The sequence below is a fragment of the Maribacter sp. PR1 genome, from assembly GCF_028464145.1.
In the GTDB taxonomy this organism is placed as follows: Bacteria; Bacteroidota; Bacteroidia; order Flavobacteriales; family Flavobacteriaceae; genus Maribacter.
Genome location: NZ_JAQPCG010000004.1, coordinates 14,234 through 29,660 on the forward strand (window position 1 = coordinate 14,234; position 15,427 = coordinate 29,660).

Annotated in this window: 13 protein-coding genes and 1 tRNA gene; 5 read left to right on the forward strand and 9 right to left on the reverse strand. The window is 36.2% G+C overall.

The window, feature by feature from the left end; genetic code table 11:
- Positions 1–45: 45 nt before the first annotated feature.
- From PP182_RS08920 to PP182_RS08930, 3 genes are all read right to left on the reverse strand, one after another.
- Entirely contained in the window at positions 46–942 is an 897-nt protein-coding gene (locus tag PP182_RS08920; RefSeq protein ID WP_272650913.1) for a PglD-related sugar-binding protein, read from the reverse strand.
- 196 nt (positions 943–1,138) lie between these two features.
- Entirely contained in the window at positions 1,139–2,023 is an 885-nt protein-coding gene (era, locus tag PP182_RS08925) for a GTPase Era (protein WP_272650914.1), read from the reverse strand.
- On the reverse strand, positions 2,010–3,374 hold the full coding sequence (locus PP182_RS08930; protein WP_272650915.1) for an alanine/glycine:cation symporter family protein: 1,365 nt from the start codon (positions 3,372–3,374) through the stop codon (positions 2,010–2,012). Before PP182_RS08930 ends, era begins: the two co-directional genes overlap by 14 nt.
- A 157-nt stretch (positions 3,375–3,531) precedes the next feature.
- On the opposite strand from PP182_RS08930, the gene PP182_RS08935 reads away from it, so the two are divergent.
- From PP182_RS08935 to PP182_RS08955, 5 genes are all read left to right on the forward strand, one after another.
- Positions 3,532–3,604, forward strand: a tRNA-Met gene (locus tag PP182_RS08935).
- Positions 3,605–3,646: 42 nt separating this feature from the next.
- A complete protein-coding gene (locus PP182_RS08940; protein ID WP_272650916.1) occupies positions 3,647–4,927 on the forward strand; it encodes a tyrosine-type recombinase/integrase in 1,281 nt (426 codons plus the stop codon).
- A gap of 453 nt (positions 4,928–5,380) precedes the next feature.
- Positions 5,381–6,754: a hypothetical protein gene (locus tag PP182_RS08945; protein ID WP_272650917.1), complete on the forward strand. Its 1,374-nt coding sequence runs from the start codon at positions 5,381–5,383 to the stop codon at positions 6,752–6,754.
- Between the two features lie 172 nt (positions 6,755–6,926).
- Positions 6,927–10,076, forward strand: coding sequence for an HsdM family class I SAM-dependent methyltransferase (locus PP182_RS08950; protein WP_272650918.1), 3,150 nt, complete (start codon positions 6,927–6,929; stop codon positions 10,074–10,076).
- Between the two features lie 3 nt (positions 10,077–10,079).
- Positions 10,080–10,700, forward strand: coding sequence for a hypothetical protein (locus PP182_RS08955; RefSeq protein WP_027066318.1), 621 nt, complete (start codon positions 10,080–10,082; stop codon positions 10,698–10,700).
- Between the two features lie 43 nt (positions 10,701–10,743).
- Here the strand turns inward: PP182_RS08955 and dgt are convergent, their stop codons facing one another.
- The 6 genes from dgt to PP182_RS08985 all read right to left on the reverse strand — a co-directional run bounded on the left by dgt (position 10,744) and on the right by PP182_RS08985 (position 15,402).
- The gene (gene dgt, locus PP182_RS08960; RefSeq protein ID WP_272650919.1) at positions 10,744–12,105 is read right to left on the reverse strand and encodes a dGTP triphosphohydrolase; all 1,362 of its coding nucleotides are present in this window, start codon (positions 12,103–12,105) and stop codon (positions 10,744–10,746) included.
- A gap of 283 nt (positions 12,106–12,388) precedes the next feature.
- On the reverse strand, positions 12,389–12,592 hold the full coding sequence (locus PP182_RS08965; protein ID WP_027066316.1) for a hypothetical protein: 204 nt from the start codon (positions 12,590–12,592) through the stop codon (positions 12,389–12,391).
- A 6-nt stretch (positions 12,593–12,598) separates the two neighbouring features.
- Positions 12,599–13,627, reverse strand: a complete 1,029-nt coding sequence (locus PP182_RS08970) for a relaxase/mobilization nuclease domain-containing protein (protein ID WP_272650920.1) — start codon at positions 13,625–13,627, stop codon at positions 12,599–12,601.
- The gene (locus PP182_RS08975) at positions 13,624–13,965 is read right to left on the reverse strand and encodes a plasmid mobilization protein (RefSeq protein ID WP_272650921.1); all 342 of its coding nucleotides are present in this window, start codon (positions 13,963–13,965) and stop codon (positions 13,624–13,626) included. Before PP182_RS08975 ends, PP182_RS08970 begins: the two co-directional genes overlap by 4 nt.
- A 172-nt stretch (positions 13,966–14,137) precedes the next feature.
- A complete protein-coding gene (locus tag PP182_RS08980; protein WP_272650922.1) occupies positions 14,138–14,623 on the reverse strand; it encodes a hypothetical protein in 486 nt (161 codons plus the stop codon).
- Positions 14,620–15,402 carry a hypothetical protein gene (locus PP182_RS08985; RefSeq protein ID WP_272650923.1) on the reverse strand — a complete coding sequence of 261 codons (783 nt, stop codon included), beginning with the start codon at positions 15,400–15,402 and terminating at the stop codon, positions 14,620–14,622. Before PP182_RS08985 ends, PP182_RS08980 begins: the two co-directional genes overlap by 4 nt.
- Positions 15,403–15,427: the final 25 nt, after the last annotated feature.

Below are 15,427 nucleotides of genomic sequence, written 5' to 3' on the forward strand. Positions count from 1 at the left end.
GCAGCCTAATCGAAGTATGAAAAAGAAAAATAATCAAGTAAAAAATTAATCAGAATTTTTACTTAAGCTAAGTTCCAGAAATAAATTATTTCGATTGATTTTTCTTACAAATATAGCTGGACTTCCAATCCATAATTCGCCATCAGGCACGTTTTTAGTTACAAGACTTCCAGCTCCAATCATTGAGTTTTGTCCTATGGACACACCCCCTAAGATTGTTGAATTAGAACCAATAGATGCACCTTTCTTTACCCATACATTTTGAAATTCGGACGGATATTGTTTGGATCTTGGATATTTATCATTAGAGAAAGTGACATTTGGACCTATAAATACATCGTCTTCTATTCTTGATCCATCCCACAAATAAACTCCACATTTAATAGTAACATTATTACCGATAACAACATCGTTTTCGATAAAAGTATGGCTATTAATATTACTATTTTCTCCTATTTTAGCATTTTCTAATATTACACTAAATTGCCAAACTTTCGTCGATTTACCAATTTTCTCAGTTTGAACATTTGCTAACGGATGTATCAAGGAATCCACCTCTTTGGTCTGACCTATTTTTTCAGCTTTAACATAATTCGAATCAGTAGGTAAGACTTTTTTATTTTTTGAATAGGATTTTTCTACTTCGATCAATTCAATTGTAGTAAGAAAATTAAAATCAGGTATTATTTTTTTGACTCTTTCAATTAATTTTTTAACAATAAATACATCCTTGAATCCAATAATACCACCATAAATTTTATATTTTTCAACTAAAAATTGTAAATTTTTTACATTTCCCAATATTGGATAACCATTTACATAAGTACCCATTTTTTTAAATGGGTCAATAAAACCGATGACCTTGTATTTTCCTTCTTTTTCAATACAATCTAATACGGCAATACTATGTCCAGAAGCTCCAAATATGACTATATTTTGCATTTCATCGAATTTTTTAAACACTTTGTCGATAATCAAAGATAGCCAAAGTTCAATATCATCAAAGAATTAAGGTCATTTTTTCGATAAAAATTTTAACCCATATACACGAAATTTCATTATCTTAATATATGATTCTTCTCTAAATACCTCAGCAACAAAACAAAGGAAGAAATTAGCGCTAAAAATAATTTAGATATTAGTTATTGTAGCCAAATCGTTTTAACTGTCGACTGTCGTTTCTCCAGTTCTTATTTACTTTTACGAAGATTTCAATATGGACTTGTTTATCGAAGAATTTTTCCAAGTCCTTTCGAGCTTCTACCCCGACTTTTTTCAAGGCACTACCCTTGTGCCCAATGATTATACCCTTTTGGGTTTCACGTTCCACCATGATTATAGAACGGATTCTTATAATCTCTTCATCCTCAAGAAATTCTTCGGTCTCTACTTCAACCGCATATGGAATTTCCTTCTTGTAATATAATAGTATTTTTTCCCGGATAGTTTCATTTACAAAAAACCGTTCCGGTTTATCGGTCAACTGATCTTTAGGGTAATAAGGTGGTGATTCCGGTAACAATTCTAAAATACGTTCAAAAACTCCTTGAACATTGAAATTTTGAAGTGCAGATACAGGGTGTATTTCTACAGAAGGAAGTTGTTTTTGCCAGTACTGCACCTGTTCTTCCAACAATTCTTGGCTCGCTCTGTCAACCTTGTTTAAAAGTAAAAGCACAGGAATTTTTGAATTCTTTATTTTATCAAAAAACCGTTCATCCTTTAAAGCCTTCTCCCCAATTTCCACCATATAGAGAAGTACATCTGCATCTTCAAAGGCCGACTTTACAAAATCCATCATGGATGATTGTAAATCATATGCGGGTTTTATGATACCGGGGGTATCCGATAAAATAACTTGAAAGTCATCACCGTTGACAATTCCTAAAATACGATGTCTTGTAGTTTGTGCCTTAGAGGTAATTATAGATAATTTTTCACCAACAAATGCATTCATCAAGGTTGACTTACCCACGTTTGGATTCCCAATTATATTTACAAAACCAGCTTTATGATTTTTCATTCTTTAATTTTTCAAAATAAATTTTAGCTGCAGCGTTTACCTTTGGCGCCAGTAAAAGTACGGCAATCATGTTGGGTATTACCATCAAGGCATAGGACAAATCAATTAAATTCTTTACAAGCTCTAAAGAAGCAACGGCTGCAAAAACAATCATTACTACAAAATAGACATTGTACCATCTCCCAATTCTGGCATTTGTCAAAAATGATAGACATTTAACCCCATAATAGGAATAGGTGAATAAGGTGGATAGTGCAAAAGCGGAGACTATAACCATCAAAAGTTCATCACCAAAACCAAACAAGGTCTTTTGAAATGCATTTAAGGTCATAACGATACCGCTTCCCTCCTCAAGATAAGCACCGCTAAGAATAATGACCACAGCAGTAAAGGTACATACTAGAATGGTATCAATAAAGGGTCCAAGCATGGCAACCAAACCCTCCCTTATGGGCTCATCGTTTTTTGACTGACCGTGATACATAGGTGCACTTCCCAGTCCAGCCTCATTTGAAAACATAGCTCTTCGAACTCCTATAATAACCAAGCCCCAAAATCCTCCAGTAACAAGTGTTTTAAAATTCCAAGCTTCCGTAATAATCATCTTTAATGAAGGTAGAACTTGGGACGCATTCATGACCATGACGATTATAACCGCAACCAAGTAAACCATAACCATGAAGGGAACAATCGCTGTTGCAACCTTGGCAATCTTTGCCAGACCACCGAAAATTACAAAAGAACTAACAATAGCTAACACAAAACCGATGGTTAATTTCCAGTTAAAATCACTCATTTCCATTATAGTTTCCGATGGCTCTATAACACTCATAAAGGTTTCCGTGAATTGATTTGCGGTAAAGACTCCTAAAAATCCGAAAAGACCCGCCAAGGCAAAGAAAATGGCCAAAGGTTTATACTTTTTACCCAGCCCCTTTATTATGTAAAACATTGGGCCTCCCTGTAAATGACCTTCTGAATCCTCGCCACGGAACATAATGGATAAACTACAGGAATAAAATTTAATACACACGCCTATTAAAGCAGTCATCCAAATCCAAAAAACAACACCGGGACCTCCATCATGGATGGCTATCGCTACTCCAGAAATATTTCCAAGTCCAACAGTGGCCGCTACAGCTGCCGATAAAGCCTGTAAGGAACTCACATCACCTTTTGCGTTTTTGTCGTCATATTTTCCTCGAGTTACAGCTAATGCGTGCCCAAAAAACCGATAGGGCATTAATTTGGAGTAAAACATTAAGAACAATCCTCCTCCAATTAAGAGAATAAACATAGGCCATTCCGTTCCTGAAATTGCCTGGACCAAAAAATCATTCAATTGCTCCATATATTCTAAAGTAGCTATTTAAAACGAAAATATCATTTTGAATATTAACAGAGGCCACGTAACGCAATTAATAATTTTCTTTTCTTAAGAATATTAAAATCAAAGTGGTTCTTATTTGGAAATTACATCAAAAGAATTGTATCTTTGTCGTCCATATCGCGGGATAGAGCAGTAGGTAGCTCGTCGGGCTCATAACCCGAAGGTCACTGGTTCGAGTCCAGTTCCCGCTACTAGACAACCCATTGATTAACAGCTTTTTAAAACTGTTGTCAATGGGTTCTTTTTTTGATATATTGCAAAGCGCATACGCTACCGCATACAAACACGGATTGGAAAGGAAAAAATATACGGAACCGAAAATATATCATGGCGGGGATAATTTCGACCTCTCCAAAAGGTGGTATGTCTACTACTCCTTCGCCAAACCCGACCTTTTAGACAAACTCGGAAATCCCGTGCTGGTTCGCCAGACACCGGTTACCATGAGTGTCAATAAAAATTTTAAGACCAAAGCGGAAAGGTTATTGCATTTAGGAATCATCAAGGAGGTTTTGCTGGAAATGTTGAAAGAAGGATATTCTCCTTACAAGGACAAGCTTAAGCTAAATTCAAAATCCTTGGAATATACGGCGGGAGCGGCACTGGATTATGCGTATGGCATAAAGCTCAGTGAACTTTCAGAAACTTCCGTCAAAGATTACAAAAGTCGATATGGCAGGTTTAAAACTTATTTGGATAAAAAAAATCTACTTGACAAAAGTATCCTCGGCATTACCAAACAGACCGTAAACGATTATCTCCAAACTATTGTCAAAGCGTCAAGTGCAAGAAATAGAAACAATACACGTATTGTATTGAGTTCCCTATTTGGTGAACTTGAAAATAACGATGTCATCCCAAGAAATTTTATCGAGAACATCAAGGTACTTAATACCAAATCGGTAAGCCATAGGACTTATTCCTTAGAAGTTTTGGAAGGTTTGTTTGCCTACATGAAGAAAAACGACCCTATTCTGTTGCTTTTCATAAAGTTCGTTTCCTATAATTTTTTACGTCCAATTGAGGTATGCAGACTTAGGTTAAAGGATATTTTCCTTTCTCAAAAACTATTGCGTGTCCAGGCAAAGAACAAACCGGAGAAGACTAAAATCATACCTGATATCGTTCTTCGCGAAATTCAGGATTTCGACTTCTCTGTACAAAATCACTTTTTGTTTACTCCTACCGGCATTGGAGAATGGGAAGCCACAGAATCAAGTAGAAGGGATTATTTTACAAAACGGTTCTGGAAGCTCAAAAAGAAATATAACGAATATCTACTCAAAACTGGTAAAACCCTGCAATTGGGAAGTGAATATACCATCTATTCCTTTAGGCATACGTTTATCACGCTGCTTTTTAGGAAGCTTAGAAAAGAGTTTACGTATACCGAAACTTGTGATAAGTTAATGCTGATTACGGGCCATTCCACTCTAGATGCGCTTAAGGCTTATTTGAAGGATATTGATGCAGAGCTTCCGGAAGACTATAGTGGTTTGTTATCTTTAATTTGAGGCAAAAGATTGTAGAACAAGGTGATTTTCCAATCAGTAAATGCTTCTTGCCTTGTCCAAAGTTTTTCATTGTTGTTATCATGAAAAACTTTTTCGCTTAGAACTGATCCACGGAGATGTTTTATTCAGTTCTCCCTGCAATATTAAAGGAGAATTAGGATACCCTGATTATACATAATGTGAAAAATTCTTAAATCCCATTACCATAGAAGTGAATTAAACTCTTTAAAAAAAGCGGATTTTGTAAGGAGTATCACTTTCGCAAAGTATATTTGAGCTAGTTTATCACAATTTTTCAATCATTGCCATAAGGCATAATGTAAAGAGTCCATTTAAACGCTTACAGGAGTAAACTATATCGGGTTTCCCTTGTCTACAAATACTTGGGTTTTAGAACACAAATTTCAACTAAATGGAAAAATAGAATTTATGTAAAATTCAAACATAACAATTGTGTTAAGGATACCCATTAAAGAATTAGATGTACCCCAATATGACGACGATCATGTGATTCGGTCATGGAAATGGTTTATGTCGTTTATGTCCAAAAAAGATTGGCAAAGAAGAAAAGCTGATATCGAGAATAAGATAGCAGTCCATTTTAAGGCTACACAACCTTTTTCAGAGCCTATTTCAGAAGGAACTTTATTAGTTGAAAAAAACGATGTAATTGGTTGGTATCTATATCTTTTGGATATGCTGATCAATGAACCACATAAGTACGAATACTTTCAGGGATCCAGAATTGTCCCGATTTTCAAACGTTTTGGACTAGACTTCGAATTATTGAAAAATATTGGAGGAGTCGAAAAGAAAATAAAAGATTTGATAAATAAAAGAAAATCAGAAGCCGATGCTTTTCTTTTTGAAATTATGACAGCACTTCTTTGGGCCAGAAATGGATATCAAGTAGCCTTTCTTGATGAAAAAAAAGCCGGTAAAACTTCGGACATCATAGCTAAAAGAGATGAAGAGACCTGGAGTATTGAGTGCAAAAGGCAATCAAAGACTTCCGACTACACTTATAGGGAAAATACGAAAAGACAAAAGATGGTTTCTTATATCAGCAAAACACTCTTAGAAAGAAACATTTTACTGGATATTGAATTTCATGTAGAACTTGAGAACCTACCCGATACTTTTTTAAAAGACCTATTGGAAGAAAAGCTAAAGAGGCCAGTTACTGGAAAAATTGTTTCAAATACCAAAGTGGATATAGAATTATCATTTGTTGATATGTTCAAAATAAAAGAGCATCTAGAAAATAATTCCGTTAAAGATTATTCCCCTATGCTACATAGTTTGATAGGAAAAAAGCCGATAGACAACAAGGGATTTACATGTGGTATAGCTGCCGATTATTTTAGAATTGGAGAAGGTGACGTTAATAACTTATACATATCATATATCAGTAATGCTTTTGGTGTTTATTGTAGCTGTGATGCCAAGGAAGCCTTGTGGGCCAAAGCCAGAGACATTAAAAATCAGGTGCATAAAGCAATGCAACAATTCAATTCTCAAAATAATGCCGTAATTCATGTGGGCATGGAGACATTTGACGGCCCCCAAGTTGAAAAGAAAAGATTTGATAAGATTAAGAGTACAATAGCACAAATAAGCACCGAGAACACTAATTTAAAATGGATTTTTTGTAGCTTTTTTCAAGCATATTCGAGACCTCACGAATATTATATTTTTGACGAGACCGTTTCAACGATATCACCATACTTAACGCCAAAGCCACCTCTTGATACACGTTTGATGATTGTACCCGAAGATGAAAATACCGAAGATGATTTGAATCATTGGGATAGGCCGTTACCATGATAAGAATTCATGTTAGTGATGGGTATATTATAGCCTCCCCTCATCAATCCATAAATTTGGATATATTCCAACCTTTAATACATCATCGATTGTCAGAATCGCAAAATCATTTGTACCTTTAGATTTAATTTAGTAAGTAACTAACTCTCGGGTTTTTTGGACGACCTTCGCTATGATCGATTTTGATATAATAGAAAATCTAGGCTTGGACAAGGCCGTCTCTGTTACGTCGAAATCGAATCAAATTTCTGATAGTCAGTCAGTTGTAATTAATCAAGTAAAAGATTTCGGTATTGATGAGATTTACTTCAGCACCGACGAAAATCATAATAGTTATCCTGCGGTTTTTTTAAAAAGGGTTCAAAAATTTGATGACCGAGCTCTTCGACAAGTTGCAATTGCTCAAAAAAAAATCTGGAACTTCAAAAAGGTTATTTTTCTATACGTTTATTCGGAAACTGAAATTCGTATTTACAATTGTGCGGAAAAACCTCTTTTGATCAAATCAGATGATTTTGATTATAAGAAAGAACTAAAAACACTCGAAATAGAGTCTTACAAGTTCTCGGATAAAGCCAAGCTTCAACAACTTCAAAACCTTTTTTCCACTATTGCCATTGATACAGGTATCATATGGACATTGGAAGAAGCGTTCGAGATTAGAAAGAAAATAAGCCTGCAACGAAGGGTCGATAAATACCTTGTAGAGAGCCTTACATATACTGCTAGGCAACTACAGGGAGAAGGATTGGACGTAAACCTTATCCATAAAATAATAATGCGTTCTCTATTTCTTCTATATTTAGAAGACAGGGGCGCAACTGATGAGAAATTTTATTCGAAAATAAAAAAAGGAGCAAAGTCCTATTTTGATATTCTGGACGATGCAGATAAAACATATTCCCTTTTCAGGAAACTGGAAGAATATTTCAATGGTAATGTTTTTACTCTAGACAGCAATGAGTCAATTTCTAGGGACCATCTAAAAATTATACGAAAGTGCTTTATCAACGGCAATGATAATTCTTTACAGCAGAATCTTTTCGAAGACTTACGTCTTTTCGATTTTAGTATTATTCAAATAGAATTATTAAGTGAAATCTACGAGAATTTCCTTGCCGAAATAAACCCAACTTTAAAGCAAGATACAGGTACGTATTATACACCACCTTCCCTAGTTGAACTCATATTGAATGAGAAATTACCGATTTCTAGAACAGAAAAAAAATTCAATATTAAGGTATTAGACCCAACTTGCGGCTCGGGTATTTTTTTGGTTGAAAGCTTTAAGCGTTTGGTAAAACGCCACGAAAATGCCAAAGGAGAAAAACTTACGGACTTCAATGCGCTGAAGAAGCTATTGACGGATAACATCTTCGGTATAGAGATACACCCTCAGTCCATCAAGGTAGCGGCTTTTAGTCTTTACCTGGCTTTGGTGGACAACTTGAATCCCAAGACGATTTGGCAGAACAAGGACTATCGTTTACCCTATTTGATAAACGACCCTTTGGATGATACCTTAATAGAACAAGGTGGTAACTTATTTCGTAGCGATACAATTCAGAAAAATCCCGAAGTAGAGAAAATCAATTTTGATTTGGTGGTGGGAAATCCGCCTTTCGGTACAAAGAACTTGTCCCAATCTATCCGTGATTATAGTGATAAGCACGGTTTTGCCAAGGAGATGGTTCTTCCATTTCTACATAAGGCGACAGCCTTCTCCGAATACGGGGAAATTGCTTTGATTTTTAATACCAAAATACTCACCAACACTAAAATAACATATCAAAATTTCAGGAAGTGGCTATTCAATGAGTGCTATGTGGAGAAAATATATAACTTCTCAATTTTAAGGAATGCACCTAAAAATTTTGGAGGTCAATTGTTCGGTTCGGCTACTGGTCCAATAAGTGTTGTTTTTTATCAAAAAAAAGCACCCAAGAAAAAATCGAGTACTATTGTTTACTATGCGCCTAAAACTTTTATTAAATCTAATGTAATTGAAGGTGTAAGCATTGATAGTTCAGATTTAAAGTTTTTACCGCGCAAAGAATGTGAAAAGCAAGACACCAAAATTTGGAAAGTTGCAATGTGGGGCGGATTGTCCGATTTTAGACTTATAGAAAAATTAAATTCTAAATCTTACCAAACTATTGAGCAATTCAATAAAGAGCATAGTATTGAATCGGGTGTTGGATTTCAACTTCTGACTCAAAAGAAGGATGAACCCAGACATTCGGAGATATTGTCCGAGCTACCTTATTTAGATGCCAGTTCAATAGAAAGGTTCTACACACAAAGTTCACGATTGAAAGGCATAAGAGATTCTGTTAAAACACCAAAATCAATATCCTTTTACAAAACGTTTTACAATGTAGATGATATCGATGATATTGAAAATTTCTCTCACTTCAGACGTCTTGGAGATATTCAAGCATTTGTAAATACCCACATAGTTGTCAAAAAAGGATTAGAAAAGAATAGTGTTTGCTCATCCTTAATCGATGTAGATTGCTCTTTTAGAGATGGTGTTTACGGTTTTTATTCAAGTAGTAATGATAATTTGATTCTTAAGGTTCTAAATTCATATTTCAATTCCAAGCTAAGTAGTTATTTCTTATTTATGACCATTTCTTCATATGGTATAGAAAGGGAACAGATTATGAAGAACGAATATCTTTCAATCCCCATTAATCTTAAGGAATCTGAGATTTCAAAAATTCTGAAGTTATCCGAAAAGTTTATCAAGAAAATCAAAGGTTTGGATTTTTGGAATATTGAAGAAAAGCGAAATCAATTGATAACTACTTTCAGTAAAACTGTAGAGGGTATTATCAATAAAAGTTTTGGATTGAATGAAGATGAAATTAACCTTTTAAATGATGCTTTGGACTACAGCTTAGATTTGTTTCACTCAAAAGCTAAGTCAAAAGCCCTGCATCCTGTTCGCAGTATTGAGGACTATTCAAAGAAAATTAGTGAAAGATTAAATCAGTTTTTAAATAGGCAAAACCTATTTGCGAATGCTACAGTATTTGATACAAGTCATTTTTCGCCTTTATTGCTAATGAAAATTTCGTTCGAAGAAAATGAAAAAGAAGTTTTAAAATCTCAAGAGAATGTAACACAGGAATTACAAAAGCTGGACAAGCATTTATGGACTAAACAAAGCACAAATATTTATTTCAGGAAAAAATTAAATTACAAAACAGGCAACGAGATTTTTATTGTTCGACCCAATCAGAGGCGATTCTGGACTCAATCAATGGCGATTGAAGATGCTTCAGAATTAATACTGGAAATCCTTAATGAAGTATAATAAATGGGATTAAACAAAGTTATAGTTGCCAGCTTCAAAAGAGGCTTTGAAGAAAAATGCTTTCGGCTGATAACAGAATCTTATGTTTCAGCTATGGAAACTAAAGTCATCAAACTAAACTGGGATGAAAATGACATTACTTCGGAGTTACACGATCACGTAAAAAAAAATCCACTTAGATTAAAGTGGAGTATTGTTACGAATGTTGAGCAGCACTTACCAAAAGATGAAATCAAAAAAGAAAAAGGCTTTGCTGCTAAACTACCTAGAATAGACCTTAGATTGGTAACCATAAATTCATCCTTAGAGTATGAATATCATATGGAAGCCAAAAATCTTGAGGAAAATGATTCAGGTTTAAAGCGACGTTATATTGATACTGGAATCAACAACTTTGTTTCAAAAAAATATGAAAATGGATGCCTACTTGGATATGTACTTGATGGGGATTTGGAGAAAACGGTAGACGGAGTTAACAAGCTTTTAAAGAAAGACCACAGGGAGCCTGAATATTTAAAACATCGAACCTCTGATTTACACGATAAATATTACGAATCAGAACACCCAGATAATTTGCTTATAAAGCATTTTATGTTTGATTTCGCCTCTTTACATAGTGCTTAAGGAAAATGAAGGGCTGTTCTTTTTTAAAGTGCTAGGTGCAATTTTAGTTCCGCATACCAATCTCAATCCCCTTAATTTTTCTATATAATTCTGTTGCATAGATGTCCGTCATTCCAGAGAGATAATCAACTATGCCCATCACTTTATCGTAGTTGGATTCGCTTTCAGTTCGATATTGTTTGGGTATTAAGATGAGAGCTTTTTTATCGGATTTCTCTTTTTTCTCTTTTAAGATTGGATATACAAAATGATTTAACAGCTCATACATTACATTATAACCGGCATTCTCTATTTCTACAACTGAACGGTCGTTGTAAATATGCTCTACAGAAAAATCTACAATTTGTTGAAGTGCGTTACAATCCTCAGCTATCATATCGAATAATGCCTTGTTATGTTTTCCAGCCACAATATTATCAAAATGCAGTTTATAAAATTCAAAAGCTTTAAATATCAGACTATTTATGGATTTAGCTCTTAAATAACTAATTCTTTCGTTTTTATCACTTATGGTAATTAGTGTTTTATCAAACTCCGAGACATCTTCAACGCCTAAACATCGAATTAAATTATCGAGCAACCCCTCACAATGGGAAGTTTCAATAATTCTTAGCCTCTGCGCATCTTCTAAATCTATAATATAATAGCAAATATCGTCGGCAGCCTCTACTAACCATACAAAAGGATGGCGTAAATATGATAAACCTGAAACTGACGTATCGATAATCATTCCCGTTTCTAATGCAACTTTTTCAAATGTTTCTTTTTCTGACTGTAAAAACCCAAACTTTTTTCTGTGCGTAAAATCGTTATTCCTAGCAGTAGATTCACAGGGATATTTTGCTATTGCCGCTAAAGTTGAATATGTAAGCCTTAAACCTCCTTTTGGTTTTCCATTTAGTTGCTGTGTTAAAACACGTATTGAATTTGCATTACCTTCAAAATTTGTTAAATCAGAATATTCTTTATCACTAAATCTTGATTTTAATTCCTTCTCATTTTTTTTGAAAAAACTGACCATTGCATCCTCTCCCGAATGGCCAAAAGCTGGATTTCCAATATCATGACACAAGCAAGCGGAAGACAAAACATTTTTTAAATGATTTCGATAGAAAGGCTTACTTTTTGAATCTAAATCATTGGCATAGATGTCATAAATATACTTTCCAACAAGTGAACCCAAAGAACGTCCTACTGAAGATACTTCTAGTGAGTGTGTTAATCTATTGTGCACAAAAACACTCCCAGGTAATGGAAATACTTGTGTCTTATTTTGAAGACGTCTGAATGCAGATGAAAAAATGATTCTATCGTAGTCTTTTTGATATCCAGACCGTGGGTCATCATTATCCTCGGGTTGGTCAACACCTGTACGTTGGGAAGAATATAGTTTGTTTAAATCCATATGTTTTTTTCAAATTGCACCTAAAATTTGATATTTGAAACCTAAAATACTGATTTAACAATTGACTTGAAGAGATAAAGCAACTTTTTCATACGCATTGCCAGATTCTTTAGAAATCATAAACCATTTGGAGAAGATTAGATTTAGGGCTGATGTTAATACATCGAATTGTACTTCCTGAGGCCGCACTTGGATATACTCTTTACAGATCGCACCTTTTGTTAAGAGTTAATTGTGCAACCAGATTTTTAAATTCTTCCTTAAAAGTACAAATAACGACCTCCTATTTATTTAAGTGTAGCTTACCCATAGAAAGGAATAGGTTTCTATAATGTTTTTTTAGTTTTTCTTTTTCAGTCATGGGTTTGGGTTTATGGTCAGGACATGCCTTAGCTATCTTCTGGGATAGAATAGCTTCCAAATCCTCGACGGACAAGCTATCCACCAGGGCATTTAACAATTTATCGCTGACCAAGCCTCCTTCCATAATATGCTATAATCTCCTTTTTTTTCTCTTCTTCCTTCGCTTCCAGCGGTCAAAATCCTCCAACTCCATTTTGAACGGCGTAAAAGGATCGTCATCTAAGTCATTCTTTTGAGTGCCTCCCAAATCGTATTTTGGTTTTTCACTAATTTGGATTGTCCCTCCCGCAGCATCTTTTGTTTCTCCGCCAACGTTCCTTGATGAGCCTGTATCTTGAGCAACAGCTCCTTTATTTCCTTGTTCTGGATGATTATTTTCGAGAATAACTGTACGGTCTCTGATTTGTTCATAATCGATTTGTTTTATGATGTTGTTCCATGAATATTTTCGTCCCAAACTGCTCCCCTTATAAATAATCCCCTCATATCTGAAGGAGATGCCTGAGACCCTTCCTGTTGTTTTGCTGATATTGAACTTTGGGCGAATATCCCTAGACCGCAATTGATGGATGAACTCCTCTGTATTATTCGAGCGTTTTAATGCTTCGCCCAATTGCTGTTGAAGTATACTTTTGATTGGTGCGTTACCGGTTCGAAGCGATTTTTCAATCTCCTTTTGAGTGAGTGCCGCCCTTCGCTCCAAAGTTGTGTCCGGTAGCTCTGAAAGACCATACTTTATTTCCAGTTTTCGTACCAAACGTTCACTACGCTCATAGTCCTTGCTATCGCTGACCAGCTCTCCTGAGAGCTTTACCCTGTTGGCAACGATATGGATGTGTTGGTGGCTTTGGTCATCATGGCGGTACATGATATATTGGTTGTCATCGAATCCCATTCCGTTGAGATAATCCAATCCCATTGAAACGAATTCCTTATCGCTCATTTTTTCATCCGGCGGAAGGTTCAATGAAACATGATATACTGCCTTGCCCAGCCTAGGGCGTAGCTGCCTAATCACGTTGAACTCTTTGGTCATTTCGACCGCAGTGTCCAAATCTATGTTGGCATCAAGCACAACGGCCTGGCCCATTTCCACCTTTTTTTGATTGTAGGCCAACAGTCCGTAGAAATCCTTGCCCTTTATCTGTTTAGCTATCATTTGTTTTTAATATTCGATTTCAATTCTTGTAAAAGATGCCGTAGCTCTGCCAATTGCCGATATAAGCTTTCTGGCGAGTGCATTCGCAAATGGGAATTTCTCGTAAGCTGGTTGATGTTGTTGCCGATCCGGCTTAGTTCGACGAACAGTCTTCTATCTTCCGGTGTCACTTTGGTTCTTGGTAGCGGTCTGCCCGTAACCTTTTTTCGGATGTAATCCGGTATGCCCATGCCCAACGTTGCCGCATTTCCCGAAACGATTAAATATTCGTTGACCGTCATGCGTACATTGACCCGTATCGCTTTCAATGATTCAATATCCTTTTTTGGACGTGCCATAATTCAGGGGTTTGGGGAGGATACCCAACAAGACTCGCGAACGAAGTGAGCGGTTTTTGCTTGCAAAAACATGGCTTGCTACGTGACCTCCGATTAACTTAGGGCTAACCTACGGCAAGGCTATAAATAAAATGGATAGCGGTGTATATGGATTTATGTACACCGCTCGGTGTCAACAAAGGAGAATTTCCGTATAGGTCTTCTTTAGGGAGCCGACGGCCTCTTCGATTTGGAAATAGATGTGGGAATAGGACAATAGGTGGGCAATGGCCACTTTGTAATTTCCCATTTTCAGCCCGTTGTTCTCATAAAAAAGACATGGGTCTTTAGGGTGTACATCTTCAGGGGTCATGAACCTTGTCAGGGAACGCTGCGAAAACTCGAATCTCTGGGAAGCCCTTCTGTGAATTCCGTCAAGGGTCAGGTCATTGGGATATTTCGGGACATCGTAATAAAGTTCTTCCAAGATTACGATAAAAGCCCTTCTACGGGAAAGTTTCGGCTTTTGTGAAGCGATGCCGATTGCTTTTTGAAGATCTCGTACCAAACGTTCGGCCAATATAACTTGTGATTGGGAATATTCCTTTCCATTGATTTCTGGATGTTCCTCCTTGGCCAAATCTTCCAGATACCTGAGTAGTTTTTCGGATGGAATCATAACTTTGGACCGCCCCTGCGTTTGTTTATGGTTGGAAGATTCTGCAAAGCATTTTTCAAGGTCGAGGCAAGTTTTTCAGACCGTAAGGAAAGGCCCAATAGGTGTTGTTGCGTTATCGAACCCGCCAACAAATAATCTGTTAGAGCAGACTTATCTGGCCACAGCTTGGACTTCACGATAAGATGCAGCAGTAGTTGTTCATGCGCATCGAGATTATAGCGGGAATTTTCCAATTCCTTGCCAAAATTTTTGAGATAAACCTCGGGACGCGGTTTCTGTTCTTTCACGGTTTTCTCCACATTTTCCCATCCGTCCTGTATTGATAAATGCGCGGCCAAATAAGCCATAGAGAATCGACCATATTCCCATTTTCGGTACGAGGTGGTCTGGTCTAACAGTTCCATTTCCACAAAATCCACTAGCAATTCATTGGTCAATGGATTTTTCAAATCATACTCAATAATCTGGAGTGCTTCCAACTGTAATTTCGCTTGACCATCCAGGTTGTTTATCAGATGTCTTGCAAATGTTTGGGATAGGTCGAACAGCGGTTGTTTACCTTCCAGAATTGCCTTTAACAGCAGTTCCCTTCGCTCTTCGGGGACTTCGTCGTAATGAAGTCCATACGTAAATACAGTCGCGATAAGGGTTTTCAATTGACCGTCGGAAAGCGTAGAGGTATTGTGGGAAGTGGAATTCAATTCATCCATGACCTCCCCGAAAGATTGTCGATCGATAGGCCGACTAAAATCCAGTACTTTATATTGGGTTTCCGACATGGTATAAATTTAATCAATGTAAATT

What these genes read in the sequence shown, in the direction of transcription:
- PP182_RS08965 (WP_027066316.1), bottom strand. Translation starts at nt 12,592, where the DNA reads ATGGAAGGAGGCTTGGTCAGCGATAAATTGTTAAATGCCCTGGTGGAT.
- PP182_RS08985 (WP_272650923.1), bottom strand. Translation starts at nt 15,402, where the DNA reads ATGTCGGAAACCCAATATAAAGTACTGGATTTTAGTCGGCCTATCGAT.
- dgt (WP_272650919.1), bottom strand. Translation starts at nt 12,105, where the DNA reads ATGGATTTAAACAAACTATATTCTTCCCAACGTACAGGTGTTGACCAA.
- PP182_RS08975 (WP_272650921.1), bottom strand. Translation starts at nt 13,965, where the DNA reads ATGGCACGTCCAAAAAAGGATATTGAATCATTGAAAGCGATACGGGTC.
- PP182_RS08970 (WP_272650920.1), bottom strand. Translation starts at nt 13,627, where the DNA reads ATGATAGCTAAACAGATAAAGGGCAAGGATTTCTACGGACTGTTGGCC.
- PP182_RS08940 (WP_272650916.1), top strand. Translation starts at nt 3,647, where the DNA reads ATGGGTTCTTTTTTTGATATATTGCAAAGCGCATACGCTACCGCATAC.
- PP182_RS08955 (WP_027066318.1), top strand. Translation starts at nt 10,080, where the DNA reads ATGGGATTAAACAAAGTTATAGTTGCCAGCTTCAAAAGAGGCTTTGAA.
- era (WP_272650914.1), bottom strand. Translation starts at nt 2,023, where the DNA reads ATGAAAAATCATAAAGCTGGTTTTGTAAATATAATTGGGAATCCAAAC.
- PP182_RS08930 (WP_272650915.1), bottom strand. Translation starts at nt 3,374, where the DNA reads ATGGAGCAATTGAATGATTTTTTGGTCCAGGCAATTTCAGGAACGGAA.
- PP182_RS08980 (WP_272650922.1), bottom strand. Translation starts at nt 14,623, where the DNA reads ATGATTCCATCCGAAAAACTACTCAGGTATCTGGAAGATTTGGCCAAG.
- PP182_RS08950 (WP_272650918.1), top strand. Translation starts at nt 6,927, where the DNA reads ATGATCGATTTTGATATAATAGAAAATCTAGGCTTGGACAAGGCCGTC.
- PP182_RS08920 (WP_272650913.1), bottom strand. Translation starts at nt 942, where the DNA reads ATGCAAAATATAGTCATATTTGGAGCTTCTGGACATAGTATTGCCGTA.